We start from the raw sequence: 25,678 nt of genomic DNA on the forward strand, positions 1-25,678 counted from the left end.
TCCCGTTCCCAGTGTCGTAACGCCCGAACCGCCGGGCTGTGCCGCGCGATCCGGTCCGACGTGTCTCAGCAGAGTCGCGTGACAGGGCTGCGGCGGGGCCACCGGAAGACGCGCCCGGACCGCCGCCGTCTCTGCGAGCGGCGCCACGCTGATCCAGGTCGCGCTGCCCTGGGTCGCCTCGCTCCGCTCGCGATGACGGCGCGGTCACGGTTCCCGCCGCAGCACCGCGTAGGGGAGGTCGCGCAGGAGAGCGCCGAGATCGGCCCCCTCCCCCTCCACCACCCGCCCCGAGGCGAGGTCCCGCCAGCGCGTCCCCGCCCCGAGATCGACCCGGGTGCCGGCAAAGGCCTCGCCCGACCAGACGGCGTCCCCGACGAAGCCCGCCACCAGCCGCGGCACCGCCACGAACAGGTCGCCGCCCTCTTGGACGGGGTCGGTCCGCCGGTAGGCGATGACGTGGTCGGCCCGGGCGCCGGTGGCCGCGACGGGCTCGTAGGCGGCGCTGGCGTAGAAGTCCGGGCGCTCGGCCCGCTCGGCGAGGAGCCGCGTCAGCGTCGCCTGCTTGACCCGCCCGTCCGGCCAGTGGCCCAGCAGCTCCGCGGGCGCCCCGCCCTCTTCCAGCATCCGCTCCAGGGCCGGGTAATCCACCGGGCGGCGGTTGTCGGGATCGACGAAGGAGAAATCCCAGATCTCCGTGCCCTGGTAGGTGTCGGGCAGACCCGGCAGGGTGCATTTCAGGACCGTCCGGCCGAGGCTCGCCAGCATGCCGAGATGGGCGAGCCGTCGGGCGAAGGGCCGGAGTTCGCTCAGGAGATCCGACCCCGGGGCGATCAGCGCCGTGAACAGCCGCTTGACCGCACCCTCGTAGACCTCGTCGACGTTGACCCAGCTCGACCGGCGCTTGCCCTCCCGCATGGCCTTCTCGCCGTAGGCGATCAGCCGGTCCCGGAAATCCGCGATCGCCCCGGCCTCGTCCCGCTCCAGAAGCTCCAGCGGCCAGGCGCCCAGGATCGCCTGGAAGAACATCCACTGGTCGTTGGCGTCCGGGGCCGGCTCGCCGTCGATCCGGGCGAGGTGCGGGCCGGCGACCCGCTGCCACAAGTCCCAGGCCTTGGCCCATTCCTCGGGGATCTCCGAGAGGGCGAGCAGCCGCGTGCGGGCATCCTCGCCCCGCTTGGTGTCGTGGGTCGCGGTGGTGATCATGGCGCTCGGCCAGTCCCGGGCGCGGGCGGTCTGCAGATCGTGGAAGTGCTCCGCGTCGATCCCGTACTCGCCCGGATCGCCGCCGACCTCGTTGAGGCCGAGGAGACAGGCGTAGCGGTAGAACAGCGTGTCCTCCAGGCTCTTGGCCATGACCGGGCCGGTGAGCTGCTGGAACCGGCGGCGGAAGCGCAGCACCACCCGCGGGTCCGGCCGGCCGGGGCCCGCCGTCTCGACCCGACCGAGCAGGACGTCGGCGGCGAAGTCGTGGACCGAGCGGTCCGGCAGGCTCGACCAGCGCTTGGCCTTGGCGACGGCGCCCTCGATCAGGCGGACATCCTCGGGCTCGACCTCGCCCTCCTCCAGATCCGACGGCAGGTAGCTCCGGTAGGTCGGGAAGCGCGCGATGATCTCGATCAGCGCCCGGCGGAGCGCGTTGACGGTGAAGTCGCGGGTGCGCCGGTCGGCATCGGCGACCTCCTTGAGGTCGGTGGTCAGCACCTCCAGCTCGCTCGCGAAGCTGATCTCGAGGATCTCGGCCTTGGCGGCGCGGAGCTGGAAGCCGTAGGGCTCGTCGAACCCCGTGGCCCAGGTGTAGAGCCGCTCGATTTTCCCGCGCCGGCTCTTGTCGACCAGGATCCCGTCGAGCTGGTTGAGCACGTCGTAGCCCGTGGTCCCGGCCACCGGCCAGGGCCGCAGCCGCTCGCCCGGCTCCAGGATTTTTTCGACGACGACGTAGAAGCCCGGTCCGACCGCTGCCTGTAGCGCCCGCGCGTAGCCCAGCGGGTCGGCGAGGCCGTCGATGTGGTCGATGCGCAAGCCGTCGATCCGGCCCTCGCGGACGTGCCGGAACACGGTCTCGTGCGAGCGGTGGAAGATGTCGGACAGCTCGACCCGCAGGCCGGCGAGCGAGTTCACGTCGAAGAAGCGGCGGTAGTTGATGTCGCTCGACGCCACCCGCCAGTGGGCCAGCCGGTAGGCCTGGGCCTCCAGCAGCCGGTGCAGCGGCCCGAAGCTGTCCGGGCGGCCCTTGAAGCCGTTGAGCAGCGCCAGCGTGCTGGCGGTCGCCTCCTGGATCAGTGGCGACACGCCGTAGATCTCGGCGAGCCGGCGCTTCAGGCCCTCGGCCTCCTCGGGGAAGCCTTTGCGGCGGGTCTCGTCGGTATCGATCGACATCGCCCGCAGCCGCTCGGAGATGGCGAGCAGTTCCGCGGTGGTGTCGTCGTCTACCGCCCCGATCGCGGCGATCACCCGGTTGAGGATGGTCGGGTAGCTCAAGGGGCGGATCGGCAGCTGGTGCTCGTAGTGCCAGACGCTGAAGGCGCCCTTCTCGGGGTCGAACTTCAATTCTAGCGTGCCCTTCTCCAGGGCCTCACCGTAGCGGTCGCCGAGGAATGGGATCACGAGGTTGCGCCCGGCCCCGAGCCGCTGCCAGTCGATGTCGAAGGCGTCGGCGAAGGGCGACAGGGAGCCCCATTCGAGCACCGAGAGCCACCACGGATTGTCGGAGCCGCCGACGCCCATGTGGTTCGGGACGATGTCGAGCAGGAGCTTGATCCCGTGGGCGTGGAGCGTCTCGGAGAGCGCGATGAAGCCCGCCTCGCCGCCGAGCTCCGGGTTGATCGCGCCGTGATCGACGATGTCGTAGCCGTGGGTCGAGCCGGGCCGCGCCTTCTGGAGCGGCGAGGCGTAGACGTGGCTGATCCCGAGCCGGTGCAGGTAGGGGACGATCCGGCCCGCATCCGCGAAGGTGAAGTCCTTGTGGAACTGCAGCCGGTAGGTCGCGCGCGGCGGCGGCGCGGCGAGCCGCGCGGCGCCCGAGCGCGGGCCCCGCGCCTCGGCCGAGAGGGACGCCGCGAGCTTCGCCAGCGGCCCGCCGGGGGCGGCGATGTCCACGAGATCCCGGTCGAGCTTGCGCCGCCAGTTCGGGTAGCCCTCGGTCGAGCCGGGCACGTTGGCCTGGGCGAGTTCCGAGACCACGTCCTCGTACTGGACGGCGGTGAGCATCGCGGGCGCGCGGGCGAGGTAGCGGGCGGCGGCCTCGAAGGGCGCGGAATCCGGCGGCTCGGCGGAGTGCAGCAGCTGCTCGGCCGCCAGCGCCTCGGCGAGGCGGCGGCGCTCGACGACGCGCTCGCCCCGCTCGACCTCGGCCCGCTCCTGATCGTAGAGGCCGAGCGACTGGCGGGTGTCGGTGTCGACCCCGCGCCACCAGCCGACGAAGGTCGGCAGGTCGTGGGTGGTGATGGCGGTGAGCGCGTCCCGCGGGTAGGCCGAGGGCGGCTTGAAGCGTCCGTCGGCCTCGCGCTCGAAGGCGAGGATCCGGTAGCTCAGCACCCCGGCCCGCATCAGCGCGTCGGAGAAGCCTTCCGGCGCCGTGCCGAGATCCTCCGCGATGACGAGGCACTTGTTGCGGTGGCTCTCCAGCCGCAGCACCGCCAGCATCGGCTCGAACGGCATGGCCACGTAGGCGCCGGCCTGGGCCCCCGCCCCCAGCGGGATCAGGAACAGGCGGGCGAGCTGGAAGGCGTGGTCGATCCGGATCGCGCCGGCGTGGCGCATGTTGGCCTGGACCAGGGCCCGGAAGGCCGCGAGCCCGTCGCGCTCCATCGCCAGCGGATCGAAGGCCGGCAGGCCCCAGTTCTGGCCCTTCGGTGCGAGCAGGTCCGGCGGCGCGCCGATCGACACCTTGTCGGCGAAGCGCTCGGGATGCGACCAGATCTCGGAGCCGCCCCGGTCGGCGCCGACCGCGAGGTCGCGGTAGAGCCCGACCCGCATGCCAGCCCCGAGCGCCGCCGCTGAGGCCTCGGCGAGCTGCCGGTCGGCGAGGTACTGCAGCCACGCGTGGTAGCCGACGAGGTCCGCGTTCTCCGCCGCGAAGGCTCGGACCGCCTCCGTGCCGGCGCGGCGATACGCCTCCGGCCAGTCGCCCAGCCAGTGCGCCCCCTGCCCCCGGAAATGCTCGGACAGCGCCTCGAACAGGGCGTGCGCTTCGAGATCCTCCCCGCCCTCCTGGCGGAACTGCTCGAAGCCCGCGTCGGTGCCGGCCCGGGCCGGCGACTCGGCCCAGAGCGCCCGGAGCACCGGGTCGAGCACGTCGTGGACGCCCTGGTGGTCGACGAGGGCGGCCTCGCGCAGAGCCGTGATCGCGTCCGCGCGCTCGGCGAGCAGCGCCTCGGCCCGGGAGCCCGCGAGCCCCGGCAGGCTGCGCGGGGCGATGAACAGGGTCTCCAGGAACAGCCGCGAGGACGGCGAGTAGGGCGAGATCTTGGTCCGGTCGGAGCCGAACAGGGCGTGGACCGGGCTGAGCCCCAAGAACGCCGCCCCACGTAGGGCGGCCTCGCGGGCGGCCTCGCCGGCATCCGCGTAGGTGCCGATGCCGATATTGGTGGCCGAGCGCAGGCCGTAGAGCTGGGCGGCCATGCCCCAGTCGGAGGCGCCCTCCTCCGTGTAGGGCCGCGGGCGCCAGCAGCGCTGCGGCGCGGCGATCACCCAGGATTCGGTGCGGGTCTGCCCGGCCTGGACGGTGAGGCGGTGGTAGCCCGGGGTCAGCGGCGGCAGCTCGAAGCCGGGCTCCGACCCCTGCGGGTTGGCCCGGCCCTCACGAGCGGCGCCGCGCTCGTCGACGAGGCGCCAGACCAGGGTGTGGGGCGCGCCGTCCTGCGGGCGCACCGGCACCCGGGCGGCCCGGCGGGCCTCCACCGGCAGGAGCGGCGGGATCAGGCCGTGGCGCAGGCGCTCGACCTCCGCGAGGCTCGCGGCGATCGCCGCCTCGTCCTCCACCGCGAAGCCGAGGGCCGCCAGCAGTCCGCGGCGCACCTCCAGCGACGTCTCGACGGGCTGGCCGAAGGCGTCGGTGTAGCCGGGGGCGACGCCGACGAGGTCGGCGAGTGTCTCGAGGCGGCTCACGCGCGGGACTCCGTCAGGAACACGCCCGTCCAGGACGGGAGATCGCGTCCGGCCCCGTCCGGGGCGTTGGTCCAGACCGGCCGGGCACCGCCCGGATCCAGCGCGAAGGGTTCGGTCCCGACATTGGCAACGAAGCGCAGGGTGCCGGCGCCGAAGCGCCACGTGCAGTCGACCACGTCCGGGCGCGGCATCGCGGCGGCGGCGCCGTCGTAGCCGGACTTCGCCAGGGGCACGACCACGTCGCGGCGCAGCCCCAGGAGCCGCGTCGTCTCGGCCAGCACCTCGCGGTGGGGCGAGCGCTCCCGCTCGGACCAGTCGAGCTTCGAGGCCGCGAAGGTCTCGGCCTCGGTCGGGTCCGGGATCTTGGAGGTGTCGTCCGCGAAGGCCGCGAAGCTCTTGAACTCCCGGCGGCGCCCGTCGCGCACCGCCTTGTTCAGCTCCGCGTCGGGCGCGAAGTCGACGAAGAACAGGAACGGCGCGGAGGCCGACCATTCCTCGCCCATCCAGAGCATCGGGATCTGCGGTGCCAGGAGGAGCCCGGCCCGGGCGAGGTCGAGTTTCTTGGGATCCGCGAGGTGGTTGAGCCGCTCGCCGAGCGCCCGGTTGCCGACCTGATCGTGGTTCTGCAGGAAGGTCACGAAGGCGGAGGGTGGCAGGTGCCCGGAGGGCTCGCCGCGCGGGTGGTTGTCGAGCGTCGGGAAGGGCTCGCCCTGGTAGGCGAAGCCCTCGGCGAGGCAGCGGGCCAGGTGGGCGACCGGTTTGTCGGCAAAGCTTTTATAGTAGCCGGCGTCCTCGCCCGTCAGCAGGACGTGCCAGCAATGGTGCAGGTCGTCGGCCCACTGGGCGTCGTGCATCTTCGGGCGCCCGGCGGCGTCGCGCTCCAGCCAGCGGGCCTGGTTGGCCTCGTTCTCCAGCATCAGGTGGATCTGCCGGTTCGGGAAGATCCTCCGGACCGTCTCGCCGAGCTCGGCCAGGAAGTGGCGGGGCGAATCGTCGAGGATGGCGTGGACGGCGTCGAAGCGCAGGCCGTCGAAATGGTACTCCTCCAGCCAGTACAGGGCGTTCTGGATGAAGAACTGCCGCACCGTGGCGCCGCTCTCCTTGCCGTCGAAGTTGATGCCCGCGCCCCAGGGGGTCTGGTGGCGCTCGGTGAAGAACGTCCCGGCATAGGCATGGAGGTAGTTCCCGGCCGGCCCGAAGTGGTTGTAGACCGCGTCGAGATAGACCATCAGGCCGAGCCCGTGGGCGGCGTCGATCAGGCGCTTGAGGTCGTCCGGTCGACCGTAGGCGCCGTCCGGCGCGTAGGGCTGGACGCCGTCGTAGCCCCAGTTGCGCGAGCCCTTGAAGTCGGCGAGCGGCAGCAGCTCGAGGGCGGTGACGCCGAGCGCCTTGAGGTCGGCCAGCCGGGCCTGCAGGCCGGCATAGGTGCCCTCCGGCGTCGCGGTGCCGACATGGCACTCGTAGATCACCGCCTCCTCGAAGGGCCGCCCGGTCCAGCCCGCGTCGGACCACTCGAAGCTCCGCGGGTCGATCACCTCGCTGAGGCCCGAGACGTCGTCCGGCTGGAAGCGGGAGGCGGGATCGGGCACGACGAGGTCGCCGTCGACGCGGAAGCCGTAGCGGGCGCCGGGCTTCACCCCCGGCAGGGCCGTGCGGCGCCAGCCGCCGCCGGATTCGGGCAGCGGGTGGTCGACGCCGTCGACGACGAGGTCGACGCTCCGGGCGGTGGGCGCCCAGAGGGCGAAGCGGACGCCGCCCCCGACCATCTCGGCCCCGAAATCCATGCTGTGGGCGCGCCGCATCGGGCCACCGTCCTCGTCATTGGCCGCGCGACCGGGACGCAAGCGCGGCAGGATCATCTGTCGTGGGAGAAGGCCCCGGGCCCGATCCGGTTCCCGCAGCGCAGCTATGGCGGAGCGGCCGCGTGGCAATGGGGTATCGGCGGGCGTGACGGCGAGGTGACGGCGAGGTGACGGCGAGGTGACGGCCAGGTGACGGCGGAGGGTAGCGGCGTGACGGCGGGCCGCGCGGAAACTAAGCCGCAGTTCCGTCCGCGTTGGGCGGCCCTATCTTGCCCGGCCGGCACTCTCTTCGGTCTGGGAGCGGACACTGGGTCGGACGCACATCATCGGCATCCACGGGCTCGCCAACAAGCCGCCCCGGGACGAGAAGGCCGCCTGGTGGCGCGCCGCGATCCGCGAGGGGCTCGACCGCAATCTCGGGCTCCGGGTCGCGGAGCCCGACCTGCCCTTCACCTTCGTCTACTGGGCCGACCTGCGCTACCCGCAGCCGCTCGCGGGCGACCGCAACCGCGAGCCCTACCGCCCCGATCACGGCCTCGGGCCGTTCCCCTCCCCGGCGGGGGAGCCGGAGCGCGCCGAGCCGACCCTCACCGACCGGATCTACCGCGGCCTGTCGCACCTGCAGGAGGCCGCCGGGCTGACGCCGGTGGACGACCTGATCCTGGAATACCGCCTCGACGACCTCTGGGGCTACTACGAGGACGCGGACTTCCGGGCGGCGGCGCGGGCGCGCCTGCGCGATGCCCTGGCGGCGGCCGCATCCGACACCGTGCTGATCGCCGCGCACTCGATGGGCGGCCTGATCGCCTACGACGTGCTGCGCGCCGCCGAGGCGGACGGGACGCCGATGCCCCGCTGCGACCTCGTCACCCTCGGCGCGCCCCTCGGGCTCGCCGAATTGAAGCTGAAGCTCGCCGACGAGCACGGCGATCTCCGGGTGCCTGCGGCGCTCGCTGCCTGGACCAACCTGATGGACCGCCAGGACATCGCTACGGTGGGCGACGACCTCGCGGCCCTCTACACGCCGAACGCCGCCGGGGTGCGGGTGCGGGACGTACCGGTGATCAACGCCTACCGGAGGCCGGACGGCGCCGAGAACCGGCACAAATCCTACGGCTACCTGCGGACCCCGGAATTCGCCCGGGTCGTGGCCGGGTTCCTGGACGCCGCGGCGTGAGCGATCCGGGGAGGTGCCGCGCTCCGCCGCGCGCCGCCTCCCCGACCCCGGACGCGCGCCGCCCGGGTCGGGGCGCGGGCCTGCCGGGCCTCAGAGCCGGCCCGGCACCACCTCGCGCAGGACGCGCTCCGTGGCGGCGTCCTCGATCTTGTTGATCAGCCGCTTCGCCTCGTGCTCGTCGCGCAGGGTCTTGGCCAGGGTGAAGGTCGTGCCCGTGAGAAACAGCGACGCCATAGCGAGGTAGCCCTTGATCCAGATGTCGGCGGGCAGGAAGAAGATGCCGAATGTCAGCATGGCGGCGGCGACGGCGAAGCTGACCAGCGTGAAGGTCTTCCAGGCGCCGGTATGGGGCATCTGCGGTGTCATGGTGCGGTCTCCTGAGGAAGGATCGAAGGGGAAGCGGTGCGGCGCCGGTCAGGCGCCGGCCCTGAGGCGGTCGAGCACGGCCCGCGGGTCGGTGCGGGGGCGGCCGTAGCCCGCCGCCTCGAGGTCGGCCTCGATTCCGCCCGCGGCCTCGGCCTCGAGCGCGGTCAGCGCGGCGGCGACGTCCGCCTCGGCCGCCTGCCGCTCGCGCAGGCGCGCCAGCGTCCGCTCGGCCTCCCCGAGCGCCCCCGCCGACAGGGTCGTGACCCGGCGGCCCTCCAGTCCGGCCCGCCGCAGCGCCTCGGTGGTGCGGGCGGTCTGGAGCCCGCGGTCGAGGTCCCGCAGGCGCTCGCCGCCCTGCGCGACCAGGCCCTTCAGCCGCTCGACCTCCGCGGCGAAGCGCTCGGCGGCGGCCCGGCGGTCGGCCCGCTCGTCCTCCAGGGCGGCGATGTGGATCGCCGCCTCGGTCCCGAGATCCTCGCGCCCGTCGCTGAGCGCCCGCCGCGCCCCGTCAGACAGGGTGTCGATGCGGGTGCCGATGGCATCGAGGGCGCGCGCCTCGGCGGCGTGGTAGGCCATGGCGACGGCGAGTTCCCGCCGGGCGGTCGCCAGGGCGCCGGCGGCGTCCCGGATCTGCTGGCGCAGGATCGTCACGGCATGGGCGTCGTGGATCGCCTGGGCGTTGTCGGCGATCACGCCGCGCATCAGGAAGGAGAGGGTCCTCATCACGGTTCACCTCGCGGGAACGACGGGCCGGACCGCGTCCGGATTTGATTGAACGTCGTTCATGAAACAAGTAAACACGGGACGTGCCGGGCCGCAAGGGATAAAATGAACGAGGTTCATAAAAAAGTGAGGGGGCGGCCGCGGAAGGAGCCCGGCGATCGGGCGGCCGATCGCCAGGCCCTGATCGCGGCCGCGGTGGCGATCCTGAACGCCGGCGGCGCGGCGGCGCTGACCGCCCGCGGCGTCGCGGAGCGGGCCGGCACGGCGGTCGGCTCGGTCTACACGCAGTTCGACAGCCTGGAAGTGCTGCGCCTGGAGGCGAACGCCGTCACCATGCGCCGGCTCCGGGACACCCTCGCGGGGGCGCTGGCGGCCTGTCCGTCGCGGGAGACGGAGGCGCGGCTCCTGTGCCTGGCCGACGCGTATCTCGCCTTCGCGGCCGAGCACCACGCCGCCTGGGCGGCGATCTTCGAGCGGCGCACGGTGGCGGCGCCGGACTCGGTGCAGGCCGACATCGCGGCCCTGTTCGGGATCCTGGAGGGGGTGCTGCGCGACGGTGGCCGCCTCGGCGAGGCGGCGATCCCCGTGATGGCGCGGGCGCTGTGGTCCAGCGTCCACGGCATGACCTATCTCGCCGATCTCGGCAGCCTGGGTCCCCTCGGGGTCAGCGACGTGCGGCCGATGATCGACGCGCTGGTGCGGGCCGCGGTCCGGGGCTTCTCCGCGGGCTGAGCGCCGCCCTGCCCGCCCGCGGGGGCCCCGCCCCTCAGGCCACCCTCAGGCCGCGCCCTCAGGCAGCCTGGACCTCCGCCAGGAAGGCCTTCACGGCGTGGTCGAGCTCGTCCGAGCCGCGGGTGAGGTCGCGTGCGGCCGCCAGCACCTGCTCGGAGGCGCTGCCGGTCTCGTCGGCGCCACGGCGCAGGTCGACGACGTTCTCGGACACGCCCTGCGCCCCGGTGGCGGCGCTCGCCACGCCGCGGACGATCTCCTGGATGGCGGCGTTCTGCTCCTCCATGGCGGCCGCGACCCCGACCGCGATGCCGCGCATCTCCTCGATGGTCCGGCCGACCGCGCCGATCGCCGCCACCGCGTCCCGGGTCTCGCCCTGGATCCGGCCGATCTGGCCGGAGATCTCCTCGGTCGCCTTGGCGGTCTGCTCGGCCAGCGCCTTCACCTCGGAGGCGACGACCGCGAAGCCGCGCCCGGCCGCGCCCGCGCGGGCCGCCTCGATCGTGGCGTTGAGCGCCAGCAGGTTGGTCTGGCCGGCGATCGAGGCGATCAGGCCGACCACGTCGCCGATCTTCTCGGTGCCGGCGGCGAGCGCCCGCACGGTCGCCTCGCCCTGGCGGGTGCTGATCGCGGCCTGCCCGGCGATCTCCGAGGCGCGGTTCACCTGCCCGGCGATCTCCTGGACCGAGGCCGACATCTCCTCGGTGGCCGCCGCGGCGGTCTGGACGTCGGCGGAGGTGCCGGCCGCCTGCGCGGCCACCGCGCCGGTGCGCTCGGTGGTGTGGGCGGCCGTGACGGTCAGCGTCCGCGCCGTCGCCTCGAGGTCGGCGGCCGCCGTCGCGAGGCCGCGGCTCAGGGTCCCGGCCCGGGTCTCGAAGGACCGGGTCAGCCGGTCGAGGGCGGCGGCCCGCCGGGCATCCCCGTCGGCGCTGGCGGCGGCGCGGGCGTCGGTCTCGGCCTTGGCGATCAGCGCGTCCTTGAACACCTGCACGGCGCCCGCCATGGCGCCGATCTCGTCCCGGCGCTCCCGTGCCGGCACCGGCACGGCGGTCTCGCCGGCCGCGAGGCGGTGCATGGCGCCGTTCAGCGCGCGCAGCGGCCGCGTCAGCCGCCGGCCGATCAGCGCCGCGAGCAGGCCGATCAGCGCCACCACCACGAGCATGCCGGCCGCCGCCTTCCAGGCCGCGTCCCGCAGGATCGCCGCGGTGTCGTCGGCGTAGATGCCGGTGCCGATCACCCAGCCCCAGGGGGCGAAGCCGCGCACGTAGGAGAGCTTCGGCACGGGGGCGTCGGCGCCGGGCTTCGGCCAGTAATAGTCGACGAAGCCCTGCCCCTGCCGCTTCACCGTCTCGACGAAGTCGACGAACAGGCGCTTGCCGGTGGGATCCTGCACGGCGGCGAGATCCTTGCCCTCCAGTTCGGGCTTGATCGGGTGGGCGACCATGCGGGGCTGCATGTCGTTGACCCAGAAGTACTCCTTGTCGTCGTAGCGCAGGGCCTTGAGGGCCCGGATCGCGGCGCCTTGCGCGTCCGCCCGGGACAGGCGCCCGGCCCGCTCCTCGCCCTCGAAATAGGCCGCGACCCCGTAGGCGACGTCCGTGAGGTTCCGCGTCTTGGCCATCCGGTCCTGCTCGACCTGGGATTTCAGGCTGACGAGCCCGATGCCCGAGACCGCGACGATGCCGACCAGCGCGGTGGCTGTGATGGTGTGGAGCTTCGCTCCGAGCCCGATCTTCACCCACGCCCCCGCGATGATGATTGCAAGAAGATGATTTCAACCTGCGATATTTTGCAGCTTCTGCGTTAGCGGAGCGTGAAGACGGCCTTGCGCGCGCCGGCCCGAGCCTGTCCACTCCCCGTCCAACGAAAGCCCGGCGCCGCTCAGGATCGCGCCGGGCCACAGGGAGAAGCGTCATGGTGCGTACGTCTCGGACGGGCTCGCTGCTGCCGGGCCGCCGTCGGCTCCTGCGGGCGGGATCGGTCCTCCTGCTGGCCGGGCTGGCGCTCGCCACCCCCGCCCGGGCCGACGATGCCAAGGTCCGGATCAGCCGGCAGCCGGGCTTCGTCTACCTGCCCGCGGTGCTGGCCGAGCAGCACAAGCTGATCGAGAAGCACGCCAAGGCCGCGGGCCTCGGGGACGTCACGGTGGAGTGGGTCAACCTGACGAGCGGCGCCGCCGGCAACGACGCGCTGCTCTCGGGCAACATCGACATCGTCGACAGTGGCTCGACCAACATGCTGCTGCTCAACGACCGCACCAAGGGCGACGTGAAGGGCCTGTGCGGGGTCGGCACCACGCCGATGATGCTGCTCACCCGCAATCCGGACGTGAAGGAACTCAAGGACTTCTCGTCCAAGGACAAGATCGCCCTGCCCTCCGTGAAGGTCTCGTCCCAGGCTGTGCTGCTGCAGATCGCCGCCAAGAAGGCGTTCGGGCCCGAGAACGCCACCAAGCTCGACCCGCTCACCGTCCAGCTCGGCCATCCCGACGCCGTGGCGGCGCTGGCGAGCCCGCACAACGAGGTCAACAGCCACTTCTCGCTGCCGCCGTTCCAGCAGCGCGAGCTGCAGGACCCGGCGATCCACAAGGTGCTCAATTCCTACGAGATGGTCGGCGAGCCGGTGAGCAACGCGATCTTCTACGCCCGGACCGGCTGGTACAACCGCAACCCGAAGCTCGCCGCCGCTATCGTGGCCGCCATCGACGAGGCCAATGCCGAGATCGCCCGGGATCCGCTGAAGGCCGCCAAGGACTACGTCGCGGCCACCAACGAGAAGACGCCCCCCGAGACCCTGGTCGAGATCATGAAGGAGCCCGGGACGAACTTCTCCACCACGCCCTACGGCATCATGCTCCAGGCCCGGCACTTCTACGCGATGAAGACCATCAAGACCGAGCCCAAGGACTGGAAGGACACGTTCTTCCCGATCGTCCACAACCTGCCGGGGCGGTAGGACCCCGGCCGCTCAGTGCGCCTCCACGGGCCCGGCGGCGCGCTGCGGCTTCTTGAGGATGGCCACCACGGCGAGGCTCGCCACGAGGCTCACGCCCACCAGCCAGAACCCGTCCGCGTAGGCCATCACGTAGGCCTCGCGGCGGACCTGGGCGGCGAGCTGGCCCAGCGCGACGCCCTTGGCGGCCAGCGGGTCGGCGATGCGGGCGTGCATCCCGGCGGCGAGCGCTGCGAGCCGGTCCTGGGTGCGGGTGGCGTTGACGGTGATCGCCTCGGCCAGCATCGAGAAGTGGAAGTGCTCCCGCCGGTCGATCATCGTCGACAGCATGGCGATGCCGATCGAGCCGCCGAGGTTGCGCATCATGTTCGACAGGGCGGAGGCGTCCGCGGTGTCGCGCGGGGCGAGGCCGACGGTGGAGAGCTGCGACAGCGGAATGGTGAAGAGCGGCTGGCCGACGGCCCGCATCAGCTGCGGCAGGATCAGCTGGTCGGCGCCGACATCGTGGGTCAGGCCGACGTTGATCCAGCAGCTCGCGATGAAGAACAGCGTGCCGGTGACCACCAGCACCCGGGCGTCGAAGGTCCGCATCAGCAGCGGCATCATCGGGAAGAGGACGAGCTGCGGCAGGCCCGACCACATCACCACGTAGCCGATCTGCTGGGCGTTGTAGCCCTGGATCTGCGCGCAGTAGACCGGGATGATGTAGATCGACCCGAACGAGACCGCGCCCAGCACGGTCATCAGCACGCAGGCGCCGCCGACCGAGCGATTGGCCAGGACCCGCAGGTTGATGAACGGGCGCTCGGTCGTGAGCTCGCGGACGATGAAGCCGGCGATGCCGGCCGCCGCCAGCAGCGACATGTTCACGATGATCTGCGAGCCGAACCAGTCCTTGCGCTGGCCCTCCTCCAGCACGTAGGTCAGGGCCGGCAGGCCGATCGCCATCAGGCCGATGCCGATCCAGTCGCCCTTGAGCAGCTCGCCCCAGCGCGCCGGCACGCTGTCGAAGGCGCCGAGCTGGATCGCCGCCGCCACGGGTCCGAAGATCAGGTTCAGGTAGAAGATGTAGTGCCACGACAGGTTGTCGGTGAGCCAGCCGCCGACCGTCGGGCCGATCGCGGGCGCGAAGGTCGCGGTCAGCCCGAACAGCGCGATGCCAATGGGCTGCTGCGCCTTCGAGAGCCGGGTGCGCACGATCACGATGGCGGTGGGGATCAGCACGCCGCCGGTAAAACCCTGGCCGGCCCGGAACAGGATCATCTGGCCCAAGGTCGTCGACAGCGCGCAGGCCAGCGAGAAGGCGGTGAACAGCATGGTGTTCACCGCGAGGTAGCGGCGCAGGCCGATCACCGAGGACAGCCAGCCGGTGAGCGGGATCACGATGATCTCGGCCATCAGGTAGGCGGTGGAGATCCAGCTGCCCTCCTCGGTGGAGGCGCCGAGCGCCCCCTGGATGTCGGCGAGCGACGCGTTGGTGATCTGGATGTCGAGGATCGCCGTGAAGGCGCCGAGGATCGCGCCGAACACGGCGAGCCAGTCCCGGGCGCTCGCCTTCGCCTCGGGCACGGCCACGGCCGGCACGGGGCTGGTCGGGGCCGGACTCATCGGGGCAGGGCCTCGCTGACGAGGGCCGGAGCGGGCCTCGGCCGGGCGGGCCGCACCGGCTCGACCGGATCCTGGGTGTGGACCGTGGCCTCCACCGACAGGCCCGGGCGCAGGCGGGCGATGAGCGGATCCGACGGGTCGAGGGCGACGCGCACCGGCACGCGCTGCACCACCTTGGTGAAGTTGCCGGTGGCGTTCTCCGGCGGCAGCAGCGCGAATTGCGAGCCGGTGCCCGGGGAGAAGCTCTCGATCCGGCCCCGGAACGCGTGGTCGCCGAAGGCGTCGACCGTGAAGGTGACGCGCTGGCCCTCGACCATGCGGCCGGTCTGGGTCTCCTTGAAGTTCGCCACGAGGTAGATGTCGCGGCCCATCGGCACGAGGGTCAGGAGCCCGGTGCCGGCCGAGACGACCTGCCCGATCCGCAGCGCCCGGTCGCCGGCCACGCCGTCGATCGGCGCCACGATGGTGGTGTAGCTCAGGTCGAGCCTCACCCCCTCGACCTTGGCCTGCGCGCCCTCCAGGCTCGCGCGGGTGCTGGCCTCGAGCGCCTTCAGGCTGTCGATCTGCTTCTGCGCGGCGTCGAGCGAGGCGGCGGCCTTGTCGCGGGCGGCGTGGCGCTGGCGCAGGTCGGACTCCGCCTGCTGCTGGCGCTGCACCGTGCCGGACCCGGTCTGCAGCAGGTTCTGGTAGCGGGTGTATTCCTGCTGCGCGAAGGTGAGGGCGGCCTCGGCGTTGGCGAGGTCGGCCCGCGACGAGGCGACCTGCGCCCGCTGCTGGACGATCGCCGAGGCGACGCCCAGGATCTGCGCCCGGTCCTTCTCGACCTCGGCCTCGGCCTGCCTGAGCTGGACCCGGTAGGACCGGTCGTCCAGGCGGGCGATGACGTCCCCGGCCTTCACCGGCTGGTTGTCGCCGACCAGCACCGCCGCGACGGTGCCGGCGATGCGCGGCGCCACCGTGACCTTGTCGGACTGGAGATAGGCGTCGTCGGTCACCTCGAGGAAGCGCCCGACACTCCACCAGTGCCAGCCGTAGGTCCCGGTCCCGCCCAGCGCGAGCAGGCCGAGGAGGGGCAGCACGATCCGCGCGCGGCGGCGGCGCGGCGCCGGTGCGGAGACGGTGGCCGGGACCGGCGCGGAGACCGGGGGCGTGACAGCCGCGGTGGTCGGGGCGGTGACCGGCGCACCCGCGACCGGGTCGGCGCTCTTGAAGCTGTCGCTGCGACGTGCGTCCATCGGGTCTGGCCAGAATCAAAACGGTACGGTATCGTTTTAATAGGACGAACGGCGGTGGTGAGCAAGGAGGATCGCGGGGTGACGGTCACGGAGATCGAGCGGGCGGAGGCGGGCCCGCGGCGCGGCGGCCGGCCGACCCGCGCGGAGGCGGCCCGGCGCGAGGCGCACCTGATCGCCGTCGCCACGACCCTGTTCCTGGAGCGCGGCTTCGACGCCACCTCCATCGACGCGGTGGCCGAGGCCGCCGGGATGAGCAAGCCGACGGTCTACGCGCGCTACCGCGACAAGCGGGCCCTGTTCGAGGCGGTCCTGCGCGAGCGGATCGCCGCGTGGCTGGCGCCGCTCTCCGCCGCGGCCGAGGCCCAGGCCGCGCAGGGCGGAAGCGACGACGTCGAGACCGCCCTGGAGGATCTCAGCCGCACCCTGCTGGCCCACGGGCAGTCGCCGGGCGCGGCGATGCTCAAGCGCAACCTCGTGGCCCAGGCGCTGCAGTTCCCCGAGCTCGCCCGCCTCGCCCACGAGGAGGGCTGGCTGCGCGGCGTGCGCGCGGTGGCGCAGCTGCTCGACGCCTTCGCGCGGCGCGGGCGGATCGCCGTGGCGGATCCGGAGATCGCGGCCGACCTGTTCCTCAGCCTCGTCCTCGGCCGGTCGTCCCAGGCGACTCTCTACGGCATCGCCACCGACCCGGAGGCGCAGGAGCGGCGGCGGCAGGCGGCGGTGCGGCTGTTCCTCGACGGGGTGCGCCCGCGCTGAGGGGCGCCCGGCCCCGGTGATTTAGACGCCGGTGAATCGGCATGCCGGGCTCCGAACGGGTCCAACCCGCGATTGCGCCCCTCCCCGCTCGGGCCTATAGTGCGTCATCCCCATTCGACAGCGTGAGACGGGACATCCGGATCGGTCATCCGGAGCCCGCGGCCCGATGCCCGGCCCCCGTCCCGCCAGGCCGGAGCACGAGAAGCATGTCCCAGGGTCCGCTGATGCCGAAGGCGACCGCCGTCTGGCTGGTCGAGAACACCTCGCTCGCCTTCGAGCAGATCGCCGATTTCTGCAAGCTGCACCCGCTGGAGGTGAAGGGCATCGCCGACGGCGAGGTCGCGGCCGGCATCAAGGGGCTCGACCCGGTCTCCACCGGCCAGCTCACCCGCGACGAGATCGAGAAGGCCCAGAAGGCGCCGCACTACAAGCTCAAGCCCGCCGTCTCGAAGGTGAAGCTGCCGGAGGTGAAGCGCACCACCAAGGGCCCGCGCTACACCCCCCTCTCCCGCCGCCAGGACCGGCCGAACGCCATCCTGTGGCTGCTGCGCAATCACCCCGAGCTGAAGGATTCGCAGATCATCCGGCTCGTGGGCACCACCAAGTCGACGATCCAGCAGATCCGCGAGCGCACCCACTGGAACTCGGGTTCGCTCCAGCCGATGGACCCGGTCACCCTCGGCCTGACCACCCAGATCAACCTCGATTTCGAGGTCCAGCGCGCGGCGGCCGACCGCCCGGCCGCGGTGGCGGCCGAGTCCGGCGCCTCGCTGCTGCCGACCGAGGTCTCCACGGCCCGCGACGCCGACGAGCGGGACCACGAGGACGATCACGGCGGCCGCGAGGAGCGGCTCGACGCCGATTCGGTCTTCGCCAAGCTCAAGGGCCGGCACCAGGACGAGGACGACGAGGACTAGGACCAGGACTAGGACCGGCCCCCGCTCCGACCGAGCGGGGGCCGGACCGACCTATTCCGGCAGCGGCCGGCCCCGCGTCTCCGGCATGAACCACGGCACCACGAGGCCGATCACGTAGACGCTCGACAGGGTCAGCGCCGCCGCGGCGACGCCCCCGAAGGCGGTCACGATCTGCCCGGCCAGGATCGGGAAGATCCAGGCGATCAGCCGCGCGCCGTTGAAGACCGCGCTCGACGCCGTCGCCCGGACCGCCGGGGTGAACAGCTCCGCGAGGTAGATCGCCATCCACGAGAAGGCGAAGCCCAGGGTGAAGAACCCGTTCAGGAAGGCGAGCGCCATGAACGGCACGAGCCCGCCGGTCCAGAGGTAGCAGGCGAGTGACGTGGCGATGCAGCCGGCATAGGTCACGAGCAGGAAGGCGCGGCGCCCGATCGCGTCGGCCACGAAGCCCGAGATCACGTAGGCGGTGATCGCCCCGATATTGTAGACGATGCCCATGCGCGGGCCCCAGACATTGGCCGGCGCGCCCGCGGCCTTGGCGAGCCCCTCCGTGTAGGCCGGCAGCCAGGACGAGACCGCCCACCAGCCCACCGTGGTGGCGAAGGACAGGAGCGTGGCGAGGAGGACCCGCCGCCGGCTCTCGGGCTCGCGGAAGATCTCCGTCAGGGAGAACGGGCGCCGCGCGCTCCGCGGGGCCCGGTCCGCGTCCTCCGCGGTGGCCGCCCAGCGCTGCGCCTTGAGCGCCCGCATCCACTGCTCGGATTCCTCCAGCGCCCGGCGCAGGTACAGGCACACGAAGGCCGGCAGCGCGCCCAGCGCGAACAGGATCCGCCAGGATTCCGCGCCCAGGGGCTCGGTGGCGGCGAGCACGGCCCACACGATGGCGGCGAGCACCGCGCCGCCGCCGAAGCCCGATTGCAGGAAGCCGCAGCCCTTCGGGCGGGCCCGGTTCGGCCAGGTCTCGGCCACGAGGGCGATGCCGGTGGACCATTCCGAGCCGATGGCGAGCCCGGTGATGAAGCGCAGGACGGCGAGCTGCGTGAAGCTCTCCGCGAAGGCGGTGAGCCCCGTGAACAGCGCGTAGCCCAGGATCGACACCATCATCATGCGCTTGCGGCCGATGTAGTCGGCCGCGATCCCGCCGATCAGGCCGCCGATCCCCCAGCCGAGCAGCGTGATGCCGATGGCGAGGCCCACGTAGAAGGCCGGCGCCTGGGCCTGCTCGGGGGTGAGGATCGAGGCCAGCGCCGGGCGCAGGGCGTAGACCAGGGCCACTGCCTCGTAGCCGTCGAAGATCCAGCCGAGATAGCTGCCCCACAGGATCCGCCAGTGGCGCCGGGTGAGACCCGCGTGCCACGGTGCGCCGGCCGCCTCGCGCATGCCCACGTCGCCCGCGTCCATCGCCCGCTCCTCCCGCCCGGGACGCGTCTGCGGCGCCCGCCCCGCCCCGCCCTGATAGGTCGGTTGTGGCATCGGGTCGACCATATCCGGGCGGCCGGCCCGGCGCCCCGGCGATCACGATCGCATCACGCCTTCACTGCGCAGCTTCACTGCGCACCTTGCACTGGGCACCTTGCACTGGGCACCTTGCACTGGGCACCTTCTGCGCGCCCGCGGCGTTCGGCCTAGCGCGCGGCGTCGAAGGCGGCGAGGAAGGCCGCGAGGTTGTCCGGCAGGGCCGCGCAGAGGTAGCCGCCCTCTTGGACCAGCGCCGTGGGCAGCCCGGCCCGGGCGATCCGCTCCGCCGCCCCGACGAAGCCCCCCGGGAGACCGCGAGGGCGCCGATCGGGTCGTCCGCGGCGGCGTCGAGGCCGAGCGCCACCACGAGCGCCCGGGGCCGGTGCGCGGCGATCAGTGCGAGGCCCGCCTCGACGGCCTCGAGCCAGGGCGCGTCCCCCGAGCCCGGCGGCAGCGGCAGGTTGCGGTTGAACCCCGCCCCCGCCCCGGCGCCGGTCTCGTCGGCGTAGCCGGCGAAGAACGGGAAGTAGTCGGACGGGTCGGCGTGGACCGAGACGGTCAGCACGTCGGCGCGGGCGTAGAAGATCCCCTGCGTGCCGTTGCCGTGATGGACGTCGATGTCGAGGATCGCCACCGGGCCGCCGGTCGCGGCGCGCATCCGCTCGGCCGCGATGGCGCTGTTGTTGAGAAAGCAGAAGCCGCCGGCGGAATCCGCGTAGGCGTGGTGGCCGGGCGGGCGGCACAGGGCGTAGGCGTGCCCCGCCGCCAGCGCAGCGTCGGCGGCCGCGACCGCGCACTGCGCCGATCCGTAGACCGCCGCCCAGGTGCCGGCGCGGATCGGCGTCGAAGTGTCGGCGGTGTAGAGGCCCAGGCGCCCGAGGAGGCCGGCGGGCTTCCGGTGCATCTGCGGCCGGGCGAAGGCCCCGGTCAGGATCTCGTCGCCGATGCCGGGGATCGCGTCCCGGCGCGCCCAGGCCTCGGCCAGGAACGCCACGTAGTCGGGATCGTGCACCGCCCGGATCGGGTCGAGGCCGTGATCGGCCGGCTCGGCGAGGTCGTGGCCGCCCCGGACGGCCGCGTCCCGCAGGATCGCGTAGCGGGCCGCCTGCTCGGGATGCGGGATCGGCGCGCCGCGGCGCATGTAGCGCTCGGGATCGTGCCGGCTCGAATCGGGCGTGTGGACGATGCGCATGCCGGCAGGTTAGGGCCCGCCGGGCCGCGCGTCATCCGCCCGGGACGGCCTCGCGGGGCGCGCCCGCATGGGATGCACCCGCATGGGATGCACCCGGATGGGACGCGCCCGGATGGGACGGGCTCAGATGAGGTAGACGGTGCCGTCCGCGCGGAAGACCTTCGGGCAGTTCGCCCCGTCCACGAGGCGCTGGGCATCCTCCAGGGAGATCCCGTGCGCCAGGGCGATCTCCGGCAGCGTCTTCCAGGTCGGGGTCATGGTCCGGCTCCGTCCGTGATCCGTGCGGGTCGGGGATCAACGGTGCAAACGCCTCCGGGTTCGCCGACAGGGCCGATGACGGCTCCAGGATCCTGTCGAGGGTGTCGGCGCGCCACCCCGTCGGGTCGGGCGCGGCGGGGGCGACCTCGCGCAGGAGGGTCGGGACCCGGGCCCAGGGTTCCGTGACCGGCCCGGCGCTCGGCCGCATGCCCGCCCGGGTCCGCCCGCCGGCGACGCGGATGTCCGGGAAGCGCGCGCAGAACGCCGCCACGCAGTCGGGGTCGAAATGGCGGCCGCTCTCGGCGCGGATGCAGTCCAGGGCCGCCTCGAAGGGCATCGCGTCCTTGTAGGGCCGCGCCGTGGTCAGGGCGTCGAACACGTCCGCCACCGCAACGATCCGGGCCGAGAGGGGAATGGCGGCGCCGGCGAGCCCGTGCGGGTAGCCGCCGCCGTCCCACTTCTCGTGGTGGAACTCGGCGATCTCCGCGGCCAGCCGGATCAGCTCGGAGGCGCTCCCGCCCAGGATGCGCCGGCCGATCGCGGGGTGCGTCTTGACGAGGTCGAACTCGTCCCGGTCGAGCCGGCCGGGCTTCAGCAGGACGCCGTCCGGGATGCCGACCTTGCCGACATCGTGCAGCGGCGCCGCGAGGTAGAGGTTGCGGCAGATCTCCGGCGCCAGCCCGAGCCCCTCGGCCACGATCTGGCTGTAGCGGGCCACCCGCCACGTGTGATCGCCGGTGTCGTTGTCGCGGTACTCGACCGCCAGGGCGAGCCGGAAGATGATCTCCTCCTCGCGCTCGCGCATGTGGCGCAGGGCGGCCTCCACCTCGCCGTCGAGCCAAGCGGCCTGCTCGGCCAGCCGCCGCACCGCCCGGGCGAGCCGGATCAGGTTGCGCAGGCGGACGGTGAGCTCGACGCCCTGCATGGACTTGTCGAGGAAATCGGTCGCCCCGGCCTCCAGGGCGGCGAGCCGCACCGCGTCCGAGATGTCGCTGGTGACCATCACGATGGGCACCTGGGCGTAGTGCGGGATGGTCCGCATCTGCCGGATGAAGGCGATCCCGTCGATGTCGGGCATGTGGCAGTCGACCAGGACGAGGTCGAAGGCCCGCGTCCGCGCCTCGACCATGGCGGCGACCGGGTCGCCGTGATCGGTGACGGACACGTCGGGCTTGGCCTCCAGCAGCAGGCGCAGCCGCATCCGCATGGTGGCGCTGTCGTCGACGAGGAGCGCGTCCATCAGCGGTTCCCGGGCCGGCGCAGGCGATCCCGGGGCGGCCGCCGGACCGGGTATGTCGACACAGGAACCATCGCCGCGACGCCTCGCAAGACTGTCGAGCAGCATTGAAGGATGCGGCATTAACGGGCGGTAAATCGTCGTTCTCGGCTATATTGAGGAGATTTACTTTACTCGGAGCCTTGGCGGGTGCGAATTCGGGTCTTCGTTTGTCGGAGACCGGTGGGGCCGCGGCGATCGACCCGCGGAGAGTTGGCTTCGCCCGCTCCGGGGCGCCTGAGGGATCGGCGTGTCTGTAACCGGGATCGCCGCGGCGGCCCCGGCGCGGCCCCGGGATGGCGGGGTTGACGCGGTCGCCAAGCCCCCCGACGGAGACGCGGATCAGGACGGGTCCCGGGCGGTCCGGGACGCGCCGGCCGGACGGCGCGGCGGGAGGCGCCTTCGCGATGATGCGGTTCGATCTCGTCGATCTCGGCCTGTTCCGGCACGTGGTCGAGGCCGGCTCGATCACCCACGGGGCCGCGCGGGCGAACCTCGCCCTGGCGGCCGCCTCGACGCGGATCCGGCTGATGGAGGACTCCCTGGGCGCCGCCCTGCTGACCCGGGGCCGGCAGGGCGTCAGCCCGACCCCGGCCGGGCGCGCGCTCCTCGTCCATGCCCGGGAGGTCCTGGCCGGGGTGGAGCGCCTGCGCGAGGAGATGGCGGCCTTCTCGGGGAGCGCCTTCGGGCAGATCCGGGTGCTGGCCAACACCAACGCGCTCACCGAATTCCTGCCGGAGGCGCTCTCGGCCTTCCTGGCCGATCACCCCGGGATCGGCGTCGAGATCGACGAGCGCACCTCCGAGGAGATCGTCGGGCTGGTGGCCGAGGGGGCGGCCGATCTCGGCATCCTGTCCGGCACGGTGGATACCGGCTCGCTGCAGACCTTCCCGTTCCGGGAGGACCGGTTCGTGCTGGTGGCGGCCCGGGACCATCCCTTGGCCGCGCGCGGGACCATCCCGTTCGCCGAGGTGCTCGGCCACGACCTCGTCGGCCTCGACCGGCGCAGCGCCATCAGCCGCTTCCTCGTCGCCCAGGCGGTGCGCGAGGGGCGACCGATGCGCCTGCGCGTCCAACTCCGGGACTTCGACGCCGTCTGCCGTCTCGTCGAGGCGCGGGTCGGGCTGGCGATCCTGCCCGAGAGCGCCGCCGCCCGCGCCGCGCAGGGCCTCGCCCTCGCGGTGGTGCCCCTCGCCGACGCCTGGGCGCGGCGCGACCTGACTCTGTGCCTGCGCGACCTCGACGGGTTGCCGCCGTTCATCCGGGCCTTCGTGGCGGAGCTGCGCGCCTGAGCGGAACCCGCCCCGCCGCGGACGGGCCCGCGCGCGGCGGCGTCAGCGCCACCGCTCGTCCGTGCAGGCCAGCAGGTAGACGACGTGCATGCAGCGCGCCTGGGCGGCCTGCGAGGGCGCGTCGCCCATGCAGGCGCGCATCCCGACGGAGAGCAGGTCGCGATCGACGTCCTGATTGCGCGCGCAGGTGAAGATCGGCTGGAAACCCTCGAACCGGCTCACCTGCCAGAAGATGACCATGACCGCGAACAGGCAGAAGGTGCAGACCAAGATCCGGCTGTCGTAGAACCAGTGCCGTCGTCCGGCATCCGCGGCGTCGCGCGCGCTCATCCCGTCACCAGGCCCGTCACCGGGAGCGCCGACGGGAGCATCGCCCGGATCCCCACCCTTCTCGGCATCGGCTCGCCCTCTCCCTCGCGCCGGATCCCCGGCCGGCCGCCCGGGCCGTCAGTCGATCACCTCAACGATCCGGCGCGACCGCGGGTCGACGAGGACCGGGTGGTCGTTGACGATCGTGTAGCTGTAATCCGGCAGGGCGAACTCCCGCGGGACATCGTAGTACACGATGCCGTCCTCCGGGAGCACCGTGCCGACCCGCACGGGTCCCGCGAGCGCGATGGAGGGGCGGCGCTCGCCGCGGGCGTAGATGCGGAACCGCTCCCGCCGGTCGACGCCGAGGATGCCGTTGGCGGTGCCCACGGCCGCACCGATCGCGCCGCCGACGATCGCCCCGAGGGGGCCCGCCATCTCCTCGCCGCGCGAGGCGCCCTCCTGGGCCCCGCGCTCGAGCCCCTGCGCCCGCGCGCCCGCGGCGAGGCCCAGGGCGGCTGTCAGGGTGGCTGTCGGGGGAGCCACCAGGGTGGCGAGGAGCGCGAGGGACGCCGCGATCCGCATGATGTGTCGTCCTGGTCGGTGGCGTGGATCGGCAGGCCTGCGCCCGGGGGCGCGGGCGCGTCCCGGCCGGAGGCTACGCCGAAAAGCCTGCCGATCGGTTGCCGATCGGTCGCCGCCCGGCGCGGGGCGGCGGGGGGGGGCGGTGCCGGCATTGCCCCGGTCCGCCCATGGGGTAGCCTCCGGCTGATTCCGTCGGAGAGGACAGGGCATGCCGATCGAGACCGTGGAGACCGCCGGCCGCCGCCGGGGCGCCGACCTCTTGGTGGAGGTGCTGCGCTCGGAGGGCGTGCGCTACATCTTCGGCAATCCCGGCACCACCGAGTTGCCGCTCATCGACGCGCTCACCGAGGCGCCGGACATCGCCTACATCCTCGCCTTGCAGGAGGCGACCGCCGTGGCGATGGCGGACGGCTACGCGCAGGGCGCCCGCCGGCCCGCCTTCCTCAACCTGCACACGGCGGGCGGCCTCGGCCACGCCATGGGCGGGCTGGTGAATTCCCAGGTCTCCGGCACGCCGCTGGTGGTCACCGCCGGGCAGCAGGATCTCCGCCACGCCCTGACCGACCCGCTGCTGATGGGCGACCTCGTCGCCATCGCCGACCCGGTGATGAAGTGGGCCCGCGAGGTGACGAGCCCGGACCAGATCCCGATCCTGCTGCGCCGGGCCTTCCACGACGCGGGGGCCGCCCCCTCCGGGCCGGTCTTCCTGTCCCTGCCCATGGACGTGATGGAGGCGCTGTCGGCGGTGCCGGCCGGCGAGACCTCGACCATCGACCAGCGGGCCGTGGCGGGCTCCCTCGACCGCCTCGCGGAGAAGCTCGCCGCCATCGCGCCGGGCCGCCTCGCGCTGATCGCGGGCGACGAGATCGACGCCTCGGACGCCTCGGCGCAGATGGTGGCGCTCGCCGACCTGCTGGCGGCGCCGGTCTACGGCTCGTCCTGGCCGGCCCACATCCCCTTCCCCACCGCGCACCCGCTCTGGGCCGGGAACCTGCCGACCCGGGCCGACGCCATCGCCGACATCCTCGGGCGCTACGACGCGGTGTTCGCGCTCGGCGGCAAGTCGCTGATCACCGTGCTCTACTCGGAGGTCTCGGCGGTGCCGCCGGGGGTGCAGGTGTTCCAGCTCTCGGCGGACGTGCGCGACCTCGGGCGCACCTACGCCACCTGCCTGTCGACGGTGGGCGACATCCGCGCCTCCCTCGACGCCCTGCTGCCGCTGCTCGCGCCCCGCCTCGTCGACCGGGCCGACGCCTTCGCGGGCCTGCGCGCCCAGGCGGTGACCGCCCGGGCCGAGCGCCGGGCGAAGCTCGCCGCCGCCGCCGACGCGGCCTTCGAGGATCCGGTGATCGCGCCGCTAGTCGCCGCCCGGGAGGTCGCCCGCGCGGTCGGGGCCGAGACCACCATCGTGGACGAGGCGCCCGCGACGCTCACCCACCTGCGCACCTTCCTCGACAGCCCCTCCGCGCACCAGTACGCGGCGATGCGCGGCGGCGTGCTCGGCTGGGGCATGCCGGCCGCGGTCGGCTTCTCCCTCGGGCTCGACCGGGCGCCCGTGGTCTGCGTGGTCGGCGACGGGGCCGCGCTGTACTCGCCGCAGGCCCTCTGGACGGCGGCGCACGAGAAGCTGCCGGTCACCTTCGTGGTGATCAACAACGCCGAGTACAACATCCTCAAGACCTTCATGAAGGGCCAGGCGCACTACGCCTCGGTGCGCGCCAACCGCTTCATCGCCATGGACCTCACCGACCCGCGGATCGACTTCCCGGCGCTGGCCGCCTCGATGGGCGTGCCCGCCCGGCGGGTGACCCGGGCGGCCGACATCGCCCCGGCGATCGAGGCCGGGATCCGCTCGGGGGGCGCCAACCTCGTGGAGGTGGTGGTGCGGGCGACCTGAGCGGGGCCGTCGGCGGGGCTGTCGGCAGGGCTGTCGGCAGGGC

At 73.1% G+C, this 25,678-nt stretch carries 18 protein-coding genes and 1 pseudogene; 7 read left to right on the forward strand and 12 right to left on the reverse strand.

Annotation, left to right across the window (positions count from 1 at the left end; all coding sequences use genetic code 11):
- Nucleotides 1-204 precede the first annotated feature (204 nt).
- Together BM419_RS09755 and treZ are read right to left on the reverse strand one after the other, a co-directional pair.
- The gene (locus BM419_RS09755; RefSeq protein WP_091926311.1) at nucleotides 205-5,106 is read right to left on the reverse strand and encodes a malto-oligosyltrehalose synthase; all 4,902 of its coding nucleotides are present in this window, start codon (nucleotides 5,104-5,106) and stop codon (nucleotides 205-207) included.
- Nucleotides 5,103-6,908: a malto-oligosyltrehalose trehalohydrolase gene (gene treZ, locus BM419_RS09760; protein WP_091926396.1), complete on the reverse strand. Its 1,806-nt coding sequence runs from the start codon at nucleotides 6,906-6,908 to the stop codon at nucleotides 5,103-5,105. Before treZ ends, BM419_RS09755 begins: the two co-directional genes overlap by 4 nt.
- 307 nt (nucleotides 6,909-7,215) lie before the next feature.
- Here treZ and BM419_RS09765 point away from each other — a divergent pair, with 307 nt between their 5' ends.
- On the forward strand, nucleotides 7,216-8,085 hold the full coding sequence (locus tag BM419_RS09765) for a hypothetical protein (RefSeq protein WP_091926312.1): 870 nt from the start codon (nucleotides 7,216-7,218) through the stop codon (nucleotides 8,083-8,085).
- A gap of 90 nt (nucleotides 8,086-8,175) precedes the next feature.
- Here the strand turns inward: BM419_RS09765 and BM419_RS09770 are convergent, their stop codons facing one another.
- Nucleotides 8,176-8,451, reverse strand: coding sequence for a YiaA/YiaB family inner membrane protein (locus BM419_RS09770; RefSeq protein WP_020093331.1), 276 nt, complete (start codon nucleotides 8,449-8,451; stop codon nucleotides 8,176-8,178).
- Nucleotides 8,452-8,499: 48 nt separating this feature from the next.
- On the reverse strand, nucleotides 8,500-9,174 hold the full coding sequence (locus BM419_RS09775; RefSeq protein ID WP_020093330.1) for a PspA/IM30 family protein: 675 nt from the start codon (nucleotides 9,172-9,174) through the stop codon (nucleotides 8,500-8,502).
- Nucleotides 9,175-9,279: 105 nt separating this feature from the next.
- Here BM419_RS09775 and BM419_RS09780 point away from each other — a divergent pair, with 105 nt between their 5' ends.
- Nucleotides 9,280-9,906 (forward strand): TetR/AcrR family transcriptional regulator, encoded by a 627-nt coding sequence (locus BM419_RS09780; RefSeq protein WP_026604950.1) that lies wholly within the window; start codon nucleotides 9,280-9,282, stop codon nucleotides 9,904-9,906.
- 58 nt (nucleotides 9,907-9,964) lie between these two features.
- Here BM419_RS09780 and BM419_RS09785 read toward each other — a convergent pair whose 3' ends face one another.
- Nucleotides 9,965-11,641 (reverse strand): cache domain-containing protein, encoded by a 1,677-nt coding sequence (locus tag BM419_RS09785; RefSeq protein ID WP_020093328.1) that lies wholly within the window; start codon nucleotides 11,639-11,641, stop codon nucleotides 9,965-9,967.
- A 176-nt stretch (nucleotides 11,642-11,817) separates the two neighbouring features.
- Here BM419_RS09785 and BM419_RS09790 point away from each other — a divergent pair, with 176 nt between their 5' ends.
- Entirely contained in the window at nucleotides 11,818-12,858 is a 1,041-nt protein-coding gene (locus tag BM419_RS09790) for an ABC transporter substrate-binding protein (protein ID WP_020093327.1), read from the forward strand.
- A 12-nt stretch (nucleotides 12,859-12,870) separates the two neighbouring features.
- Here the strand turns inward: BM419_RS09790 and BM419_RS09795 are convergent, their stop codons facing one another.
- Together BM419_RS09795 and BM419_RS09800 are read right to left on the reverse strand one after the other, a co-directional pair.
- Nucleotides 12,871-14,463 carry a DHA2 family efflux MFS transporter permease subunit gene (locus tag BM419_RS09795; protein ID WP_091926313.1) on the reverse strand — a complete coding sequence of 531 codons (1,593 nt, stop codon included), beginning with the start codon at nucleotides 14,461-14,463 and terminating at the stop codon, nucleotides 12,871-12,873.
- Nucleotides 14,460-15,698 carry an HlyD family secretion protein gene (locus BM419_RS09800; protein WP_091677441.1) on the reverse strand — a complete coding sequence of 413 codons (1,239 nt, stop codon included), beginning with the start codon at nucleotides 15,696-15,698 and terminating at the stop codon, nucleotides 14,460-14,462. The genes BM419_RS09795 and BM419_RS09800 overlap by 4 nt, the downstream gene beginning before the upstream one ends.
- A gap of 78 nt (nucleotides 15,699-15,776) precedes the next feature.
- Here BM419_RS09800 and BM419_RS09805 point away from each other — a divergent pair, with 78 nt between their 5' ends.
- Nucleotides 15,777-16,451, forward strand: coding sequence for a TetR/AcrR family transcriptional regulator (locus BM419_RS09805; protein ID WP_091926397.1), 675 nt, complete (start codon nucleotides 15,777-15,779; stop codon nucleotides 16,449-16,451).
- Nucleotides 16,452-16,657: 206 nt separating this feature from the next.
- Nucleotides 16,658-17,368, forward strand: a complete 711-nt coding sequence (locus BM419_RS09810; RefSeq protein ID WP_020093323.1) for a DUF1013 domain-containing protein — start codon at nucleotides 16,658-16,660, stop codon at nucleotides 17,366-17,368.
- Nucleotides 17,369-17,419: 51 nt separating this feature from the next.
- On the opposite strand, the gene BM419_RS09815 is transcribed toward BM419_RS09810, so the two are convergent.
- The 3 genes and pseudogenes from BM419_RS09815 to BM419_RS09825 form a co-directional block, all read right to left on the reverse strand.
- Nucleotides 17,420-18,841, reverse strand: coding sequence for an MFS transporter (locus tag BM419_RS09815; RefSeq protein ID WP_244540739.1), 1,422 nt, complete (start codon nucleotides 18,839-18,841; stop codon nucleotides 17,420-17,422).
- A 152-nt stretch (nucleotides 18,842-18,993) separates the two neighbouring features.
- Nucleotides 18,994-20,018 (reverse strand): annotated as a pseudogene (locus BM419_RS09820) (histone deacetylase family protein).
- 31 nt (nucleotides 20,019-20,049) lie between these two features.
- Nucleotides 20,050-21,516 (reverse strand): HD domain-containing phosphohydrolase, encoded by a 1,467-nt coding sequence (locus BM419_RS09825; RefSeq protein WP_091926315.1) that lies wholly within the window; start codon nucleotides 21,514-21,516, stop codon nucleotides 20,050-20,052.
- Between the two features lie 443 nt (nucleotides 21,517-21,959).
- Here BM419_RS09825 and BM419_RS09830 point away from each other — a divergent pair, with 443 nt between their 5' ends.
- Nucleotides 21,960-22,844: a LysR family transcriptional regulator gene (locus BM419_RS09830; protein ID WP_020093319.1), complete on the forward strand. Its 885-nt coding sequence runs from the start codon at nucleotides 21,960-21,962 to the stop codon at nucleotides 22,842-22,844.
- Between the two features lie 42 nt (nucleotides 22,845-22,886).
- Here BM419_RS09830 and BM419_RS09835 read toward each other — a convergent pair whose 3' ends face one another.
- Together BM419_RS09835 and BM419_RS09840 are read right to left on the reverse strand one after the other, a co-directional pair.
- Nucleotides 22,887-23,174, reverse strand: a complete 288-nt coding sequence (locus BM419_RS09835; protein ID WP_091926316.1) for a hypothetical protein — start codon at nucleotides 23,172-23,174, stop codon at nucleotides 22,887-22,889.
- Nucleotides 23,175-23,291: 117 nt separating this feature from the next.
- Nucleotides 23,292-23,738 carry a DUF1236 domain-containing protein gene (locus tag BM419_RS09840; protein ID WP_082557747.1) on the reverse strand — a complete coding sequence of 149 codons (447 nt, stop codon included), beginning with the start codon at nucleotides 23,736-23,738 and terminating at the stop codon, nucleotides 23,292-23,294.
- Between the two features lie 208 nt (nucleotides 23,739-23,946).
- On the opposite strand from BM419_RS09840, the gene BM419_RS09845 reads away from it, so the two are divergent.
- A complete protein-coding gene (locus BM419_RS09845) occupies nucleotides 23,947-25,635 on the forward strand; it encodes a thiamine pyrophosphate-binding protein (protein ID WP_091926317.1) in 1,689 nt (562 codons plus the stop codon).
- Nucleotides 25,636-25,678: the final 43 nt, after the last annotated feature.

Origin of the sequence: Methylobacterium sp. yr668, assembly GCF_900116245.1 — a bacterium.
Classification (GTDB): domain Bacteria; phylum Pseudomonadota; class Alphaproteobacteria; order Rhizobiales; family Beijerinckiaceae; genus Methylobacterium.